General features: G+C 47.0%; 7 protein-coding genes. 1 reads left to right on the top strand and 6 read right to left on the bottom strand.

Annotated features, from left to right (window positions below):
• From O9295_RS05595 to O9295_RS05570, 6 genes are all read right to left on the bottom strand, one after another.
• A partial coding sequence (locus O9295_RS05595; RefSeq protein WP_288032265.1) for a DUF2887 domain-containing protein occupies positions 1 to 228 on the bottom strand: 228 nt, incomplete at its 3' end.
• 28 nt (positions 229 to 256) lie between these two features.
• Positions 257 to 3,703 carry a DEAD/DEAH box helicase family protein gene (locus O9295_RS05590; RefSeq protein WP_288032263.1) on the bottom strand — a complete coding sequence of 1,149 codons (3,447 nt, stop codon included), beginning with the start codon at positions 3,701 to 3,703 and terminating at the stop codon, positions 257 to 259.
• A 220-nt stretch (positions 3,704 to 3,923) separates the two neighbouring features.
• Complete coding sequence (locus tag O9295_RS05585; RefSeq protein ID WP_288032261.1) at positions 3,924 to 5,069, bottom strand: restriction endonuclease subunit S; 1,146 nt, start codon at positions 5,067 to 5,069, stop codon at positions 3,924 to 3,926.
• An 83-nt stretch (positions 5,070 to 5,152) separates the two neighbouring features.
• Positions 5,153 to 5,464 carry a nucleotidyltransferase family protein gene (locus O9295_RS05580; protein WP_002775244.1) on the bottom strand — a complete coding sequence of 104 codons (312 nt, stop codon included), beginning with the start codon at positions 5,462 to 5,464 and terminating at the stop codon, positions 5,153 to 5,155.
• Between the two features lie 284 nt (positions 5,465 to 5,748).
• Positions 5,749 to 6,072, bottom strand: a complete 324-nt coding sequence (locus O9295_RS05575; RefSeq protein ID WP_002750888.1) for a nucleotidyltransferase domain-containing protein — start codon at positions 6,070 to 6,072, stop codon at positions 5,749 to 5,751.
• A gap of 3 nt (positions 6,073 to 6,075) precedes the next feature.
• Positions 6,076 to 7,563, bottom strand: a complete 1,488-nt coding sequence (locus O9295_RS05570) for a type I restriction-modification system subunit M (RefSeq protein WP_288032258.1) — start codon at positions 7,561 to 7,563, stop codon at positions 6,076 to 6,078.
• A 416-nt stretch (positions 7,564 to 7,979) separates the two neighbouring features.
• Here O9295_RS05570 and O9295_RS05565 point away from each other — a divergent pair.
• The coding region (locus O9295_RS05565) for a Uma2 family endonuclease (RefSeq protein WP_288032256.1) at positions 7,980 to 8,290 on the top strand (311 nt) is incomplete at its 3' end.

Raw genomic sequence — 8,290 nt, 5'->3', positions numbered from 1 at the left:
CTGATAAAAAGCCTCATCTTCTTGAAATTGTACCTCACAGAAGTAGATAGGAGTCTGGGGGTGATTATTTTGAGGCAGAAAGACTCCATCAAGACGAAAAGAAAGTTGTTTGACTTCCACTGAGTCAAAGCGGTAGTTATTCGCTTCGCTGATAGGGAGTTGAATTAATTCAAAGAAGATAGAGGGGAATGATTGAAAGAGTTGATAAAAAATCGTGTCAGTTTTCATGCTCTTATTTCTTCATCCGCGCTTACTCTTAGACCGCATCAACGGACTCATTAAATGATCGCAAAATCGAGACGATCCGATCAGCTTCCTGATCATTAAACATCCCATCTAGACCTTCGGGATGGTTATCAGTAAAGGGAGGCTCGTAGAGCGCCCCCGGATTGATAACTCCGTTTTTAGCGAGGATATCGATGATATTTTCGATAAAACGGATTTGATTGGCCGAGAAGTTTGTCCCCTGCAAATAACGGGCAAAAGCTTGTTTAGCCGCCTGGCGTGCCGCTACGCGGATCCCTGCGGGATCAAGTCCGACGATTTCCAGGATCAGAAGCTTGAGGCTTTTTGTCTGGCCAAAAACCTCCTCAAAACGCTGACGGCTCTCAATTTCTGCGGCCGAAAATAGCATCTCCTCTAGGGCAGATAAATCCGTCTCCGTTAGGGGGAGATTGCGCCGCAACTTAGCGATCGCAAGGTGATCCTGATGCTGACGGATATAGGCCTCCACTTTCCGGCGATACTGTTCGCGACTAAAACCGGTCTGATGGGTGGGAATATCGACAATCTGCACCTCCCCCATCTCATCGACAAAATCGGTGATCACGATCTGCTGCTTTTGGCGATCAATAAACTTGACCAGATCCCGGACACGCACCCGAATCCCCTCCACCATTGACGGCGTTGCGCCGGTCCACCAGCTTTCGTCCTGCACCTCGCGAATAAAGGCCAATTGTCCCTTAATCATCGGGATATCGGGCTTAGTCTCCAGTTGACCGAGAATATCCCGCACTTTGTCCCGCAATCGCTCATAACTACGGTCGGCCTTGAGAATGGCTAATTGCAGTTTCACGCAGAGAAGGTCGAATTCCTTGGCCAGGGGATCCTCATTGGGCAGACTATTGGGTAAACCGGCCAAGCAGTCGGCAATGGTGGCCGCGTCCTCCTGACTGAGGTTGTTCCAACGCTGACGCTGACTAAAGGTTTCCACCTGCGGCAAGCGACGACGCACGAGGAAATTATCCCGGGGCATGGTGGCGATGTGTTGATGGAGTGCATCGAGCAAACTCGTGTATAGGTCGCCGGCCCGCTCGACTTTGTAAGTAGAGGACTGCTCTCTTGCCCTAGGTGTCGCGCTTGGCTGGGCGGGAGCGAGGCGGGTTGCCAACTCGAGGCTATGTTTAACTAGGCGACTGGTGAGGCTTTCGGGTATTTTCTGGCTTGTTTCATCGATATACTGCTCGAAATACTCGAAATTCCCGCAGAGGTCGAAGACCAGAAACTCGGTTTTATGGTTGCCAGGCCCAAACAAATCCTGACAGAGACGGGTCCCGCGCCCGATCATCTGATTGAACTTCACCCGGGAGAATACGGGCTTAAAAAAGACCAAATTGACCACTTCCGGCACATCTACGCCGGTATCGAGCATATCCACCGAGACGGCTAAAATCGGTTCTTTGTTGACCTCGCTGAAGTCATCGAGCAGACTCTGGGCGTAATTGTCGTGACTGTCAATAATTTTGGCGAAATGGCCTTTGTAGTGAGGATAGTTACTGTTAAAGCGATCGCAGATACATTGGGCGTGTCGGTGATTACGGGCAAAAATAATCGTTTTACCCAATCGATCGCCACTGTTGACCTTTAGCCCCTGTTGCATCAATAATTCTAACGCTTGATCCACGGTGTCGATATTGAACAACCAGTCATTAAAGGCAGCTGCGTTAATTGCCTGCGGTAGTTCGCCGCTTTCCTCGTCCCGGAACTTCTCCTCGTAGTCTAGCTGCTCCTGTGGGGTTAGCTCACTGTATTTAACCCCAGTACGCAGAAACTTAAACGGTACAGTAACGCCCTTGGGGGGGACGAGGTGGCCATCCCTAACGGCATCATTTAACTCGTAGGCGAAGGTAGGCAAGCCCTGGGGTAGCTGGAAAATGCGGTAGGTGTCCCGGTCTATTTCCGAGCGCGGCGTGGCAGTTAGCCCCACCAGCAGGGCATCAAAATAATCGAATATTTCGCCGTATTTCTGATAAATGGAGCGATGGGCCTCATCGACGATCACTAGGTCAAAATAACCCACCCCAAAGATTCGCCCCTCTGCATCCATGCGATCGATGGCGTTGAGCATGGTTTGATAGGTGGAGAAGAGGACGTTAGCCCCCGTCACGTCCTTGCTGCGGGTCAGATGCAGGACGGTAACGCTGGGTAGATGACGCTGAAAGGCTCGATAGGCTTGCTTTAATAGGGCATTGCGATCGGCCAGAAACAGGACTCGGTTTACCCAATTGGCGCTCTTGAGCAGTTCCACCAATGCGATCGCGGTTCGGGTTTTGCCGGTTCCGGTGGCCATTACCAATAGGGACTTACGGGCGCACTTTTCTTCAAAGGTTTCGGTAATGCGGCGGATGGCCTCTTTCTGGTAGGGGCGGCCGACAATATCCTCGTTAATGGCGGTGTTGCTGAGGCGTTTACGGTGGGAACGGCGGAAAATTAGCCGTTCTAGCTCGGTTTTTCGCAGGAAACCGAGGACGGGACGGGGGGGATAGGCGAGATCATCCCAGAGATAGGTTTCATAGCCGTTGCTGTAGAAAATAACGGGGCGTTGGTTGTAGTTTTTTTCTAAGCAGTCGGCGTAGAGTTTGGCCTGCTGTTGTCCGCTGTCGGCGCTTTTGCTGGTGCGTTTTGCCTCCACGAGGGCGAGGGGTTTGCCGTCGTCGCCCCATAGTACATAATCGACGAAACCGCGCCCAGTATCCCCCGCTTCTTGGATGGGCATCCCCCACACCTCGAACTCTGTGGCGTTGGGGGCTTTGGTATCCCAGCCGGCTTCTTGGAGTAGTACATCGATCAGGTAGCGGCGGGTGTCGGCTTCGTTGTAGTCGTGCCGGTCAGCGATCGCTCGATTTTGGGCGAGGAGGGCATCCCGTTCGGCCCTAGCGGCTGCGAGTTCGGCCTCGGTTTGGCGCTGTTTTGCTTCGGCCAATTGGCGCAGGGCATCGCTTTGGGACAGGCGTTTTTCTAGGTCTTGCAGTTGTTTGGGAGCGGGGGGTGCGGCCGCCGGTATCTTCTGGCGATCGAAGCTAATATCGCCCAATTTTCGCCCATTCTGCCCATAGTAGCGCACCAGCCAGTAGGTGAGATGAAATAGTTCCTCGATCAGGTGCAGGGAGTCCCGTTCACTGATGGGGCTGGTATGGTGGGCGGCGTTGTTGCCGACTTTGTGGATGGTGCGAATTTTGCCGAAAAGTCCAGGTTTAAGGTTATCTTTAAAGGTTTGCTCGTGGATGAGAGCGCCTAGGTTACTTTCCCGGGGCGGTTGCAGGTAGGGGTCGTTTTCATAGAGCCAGCAGACCATTTGCTCTAGGACAAAACGGGTATAGAAGCAACTAGCCCGGGGGTTACTGAAGACTAATCCCTCCGCTTGGCTGGCATGATCGTAGATTGTCGGGAATTGATCTCGCAGGAAGGAGAAGTTTGAGTCCATATTGCGCTCCCCAGTCTATTATCCCCAAAGTTTTGGCTATCTCTATATTTTACCTGATTATTGTTTAACAGTTATATAAAAAAACAGCAAGTTCGGTTATTTTATTTAGGTTTTTCCCTCGTGACAGTGTGAGATGATAGGAATCTTGGTTAATTGTCTAACGGTCTTTTTTAATGGTATTTCCCACAAGATTATGGCAGTAATCCGCCGGCTGCCATGGCTACAGTTCCCCCCTAAATGCTCTTTGTAAAAGGGAATTAAAGAGATTTTCGGATTGTTCAAAAGCTTGAGTTAATCTTCCACGTTGAGTTTCTTGGCTCCTACAAAATGCCTCATACTTATCCTGAACTTCGATATTTGGAAGTTGAATCTTGATTGGCTTCAAAATTGTGAGAGTTAAGTATTTAGTATTAGTTCCTCTAGAAGATTGCTTAAGCTCATTTAATCGAAGATCTAAAGCTTTTTGCATATAAAAGTAAGAAATTCTTTCGTTTTTAAGATTGAGAATGTAGGTGCGCTGATAAGCATTAAACTTGCCTTTATAATGCTTTACCCAATAATCAGCACTGGCGTTATTGCCAGCCAACAGAAGAGCCTCACAATCAAAGGCATATTCGTCAATACTAAAAGGGACTCTTGAACACGTAAAAAATGGATATCTCCCATTTTCTACAGCAGCATTAGAGTCTAATTTTCCAGTCCTAAACTCTACCAAATCCCCAAGGCTCTCAACTTCCCACCCTTTCGGATTAGTAACAGGATCACCGAACATCTCTAGGAAAGTCGATTTTAACAACTCCTCAGTCAACCGAATTGCCTCTTTGCGCTTGCGTCGCACCCCATCCGCTTTATCTAAAATTGCCGCAATTCTTCGCTGTTCTTCGAGGGGTGGGAGGGGAAGCTGGTACTGTTTGAGGCTTTGGGCTGAGAGGTTAGGTTGTGAGGATCCGTTATCATATTTATAAATTTCTGCCTGTCCAATTGGACTAGCTAAATAACGATAGAAATAGTCCGTTCTAATTTGTTCAGAAGGTCGAATAATTACCAAAGAAGATGCTATTGCTCCCTCCTGAATATCTTTGATAATTGCCGTCTTGCCTAATGAGCCTCTTAAGCAGTACAAAATATCGCCAGACTTAACCTTTCCGCTTCCTAATAAGTCAAACCTTTTTCTAGAAATAAAGTTCATCGATTCAAAATCTATTTCACCATTTTGAATATGACCAGCATTTATAAAAGGGACTCCATTATCAACAAAATCTTTTTGACTTGGATAGTTTTTACCTCTATCTCCATTTATTAGGGTTCCTACTTCACCCAAACTTACCAGTTTCCAGCCTTCGGGCAACTTAGTCGGTTTGCTCATCCCAACATCTCCTTTAATGCGTGTAAAACCTGAACAATCTTATTTTCAAACATAAATCAAATATCCTTTCGGTGGACTAAAACTCACGAACTACAGGGGACATATTCCACCTCATCGAGAATTCGTTGTCCAAAAAAAGGACTCAACGACTCAGGTGTAACCAGATCCACACTCCGACCAAACAAGTCCTCCAAAAAGAAACATAAATCCATAAAATTATTAAACGTCTTCATCCCGGGTTGAAACACCACCAAAATATCCACATCGCTCTTCTCTGTCGTCTGCTCTGTCCGAAAAGATCCAAACAAACCACAGCGACTAACTCCCAATCGCCGTAATTCGGCTTGATTTTGCTCTAGCAGACTAATTACCTGTTGCTTTGTCGTTACAGTCATCACATCCCCTCTAAATGCCGACAAATCTTATTTCTCAGCATAAATCAAATATCCTTTCGGTGGACTAAAGCGGTGGGTTACGACGGATTGTTAGATTGACTTTAATGCCTAGATTGTTGCCGTCTAACCCACCCTACTATGAACTCTTCTCCCTTCAATGGGTAGGGTGGGTTAGCGATAGCGTAACCCACCACTCTCTTGGAATCTAAATGCCGACAAATCTTATTTCTCAGCATAAATCAAATATCCTTTCGGTTGAGCAAAACTACCAATGCAATCATTGCTCAAAGCGTAACCCCTTCGCGTCGTATGTTGTCAAGAAATGGATTATCTCCGCTCTGGAACTTTGCCGCAGAGATAAAATGACGGGAAACAACCACATTATAATCAAGGCAAAGCCTAGCGATAAATTCACTCGTGCGGTCAATTTCCTGATAAGGATCCACCACACCAGAAAGAATGACCAAAAGATCGATATCAGAATCTTCCCGTCCATCTTCCCGTGCTTGGGAACCGTAAAGGACGATTTTCTGTAATTGGTTTTGATAGAGCAGATGGAAATAATCTTTTATCTCCCGCAGAATAACCTCTAGCTGTAGATTTTTCATCTCCTAATCTCCTAACATCTCCTCTAATGCGTCCAAATCCTGACGAATATCAGCCTCTAAAGCCCTTAACTTCTGTAAAATAACCTTCGGCGGCTCATAGCTCACTTCCTCGTACTCTATCTCTTTATAGCGGTTAATTGATAGATCATAAGCATTGGCCTGAATCTCCTCGCGAGGCACAAAAAACGCCTTCCCTTGGCGATTGGTATCCTTAGCGGAGTCGCGTTGCTGCCAACAGCGCAGCAAGTCTGGGATATCATTATCGGCAATCGGTTGGCGCTTATCATCGAGAGAGAAACCATCCGCCACCATGTCATAAAACCAAACAAAGTCAGTCCCCTTTTCCCTTACCCCCAGCTTCGTAAAAATCAGGATTGCGGTAGATACCCCCGCGTAAGGTTTAAACACCCCCGACGGCATCGATATCACCCCCTCGAGCTTATGTTCTTCTACCAAGATGGTGCGGATGTCCTTATGGGCCTTGGACGAGCCAAATAGCACCCCATCCGGCACAATTACCGCACCTTTTCCCCCCGTCTTCAGCAAGCGCAAAAACAGGGCCATGAATAATAACTCGGTTTTAGTGGTGTCGATGATTTTCGATAAATCCTTGGCAATAGTGGACTTCTCCACCGAACCCTTAAACGGTGGATTAGCCAGAATCATGGTAAAACTATCCTCTACCCCGGCGTGATCCTCCGATAGGGAATCCCGGGCCTCGATAATCGGCTGCTCGATACCGTGTAACATCAGGTTCATACTGCCAATGCGTAACATCGTCGCATCGAAATCAAAACCGTGGAACATTTGGTTATTGAAATGCTCTAGGTTGCCGCGTTCAAGGAGCAAACGTCCCCCCTCGCTGTCCTTTAACTCCCGCACATACTCGGCAGCCGCCACTAAAAAGCCTCCTGTGCCACAGGCCGGATCACAGATAACTTCCCGGGGTCCTGGCGCTAATAACTCCACCATCATTTTGATAATATGGCGCGGTGTGCGAAACTGTCCGTTAGTCCCGGCTGTACTCAGTTTCGAGAGCATATATTCGTAAAGGTCGCCTTTGGTGTCCCGATCCTCCATGGGGATTTTTTCAATTTGCTCGATTACCGTCGCCAGCAGGGCCGGGGAGGCGATGAGAAACACCGCGTCCTTCATGTGTTTAGCGTAGGTGCTACCCTTAGAAAACTGTCCCAGATCTTTGATAAAGGGAAACGCTTCATCCCGGACAATCTGGAGCATTGTCTCGGCATCATCGATATTTTTGAAGCGGGACCAACGGATATGCTGTTGGCTGGGGGAAAAGGTGGGATTTTCGAGATTTTCGCCTAATCGTTGGGATTTACGCTCCTTAGCTAGTTCTAGGTCATCTAGGCGCTTGATGAAGAGTAAATAGGAAATCTGCTCGATTACCGAAAGCGGGTTACTAATGCCGTTATTCCAGAAGGTTGTCCAAAGTTTATCTATTTTGGATTTTAATTCGCCGGTGATCATCGCTGTTTACTCGTTCACTGCTTTTAGTATTGCAGTAATATTGTACTAAAAATCGAGGTTTCAGGGTGAAAAATGCTATTAGGTACTTAGGGTTTGCTGAATAAATCTAAAAACCTTGTTGGATAAGACTTTTAGACTTGTTTTCCCTCAAAAAGTGCCAGCCATTGCGGGGATCGGGGGAAAATTCAGGTACTTTTTCCCTGAAAATTAGGTAGTTGACCACCTGAAAATCGGTAAAACCCCACACCCCACACCCCACACCCTACACCCTGCCCCTAGGAAAAACTTTTTCAGCAGACCCTATTTAAGATACACTTTTCCGAACAACTCAATTGATAACCTTGCTCAAGGATAACTTTATCTCTTTTTAGGGAAATGCTGTATCCTAGAAAATAGAATAGGAAGGATAGTCAAAAATGTTAACCACTACCGAAACTAAATATTATACTCCCGAAGAATATCTAGCTCTAGAGGAAACGTCCGAAGATAAAAATGAATATCGTCAAGGAGAAATTATCCCAATGGTAGGAGCTACCACTAATCACAATCAGATTGCTGGAAACTTCTATCGAAGATTTCCTCTGACTATCAATAATCAAGATTATTATACCTACATGGAAACGGTGCGTTTATGGCTGTCAGATTATAGTATTTACACCTATCCCGATGTGATGGTGATTAAAGGTCAACCTCTCTATCAAGGGAATAGTCAATCTAACGTGATCAA

Source organism: Microcystis sp. LE18-22.4A (assembly GCF_027531105.1).
GTDB classification, from domain to species: Bacteria; Cyanobacteriota; Cyanobacteriia; order Cyanobacteriales; family Microcystaceae; genus Microcystis; species Microcystis aeruginosa.
This window is presented reverse-complemented; position numbering and strand designations above follow the sequence as displayed.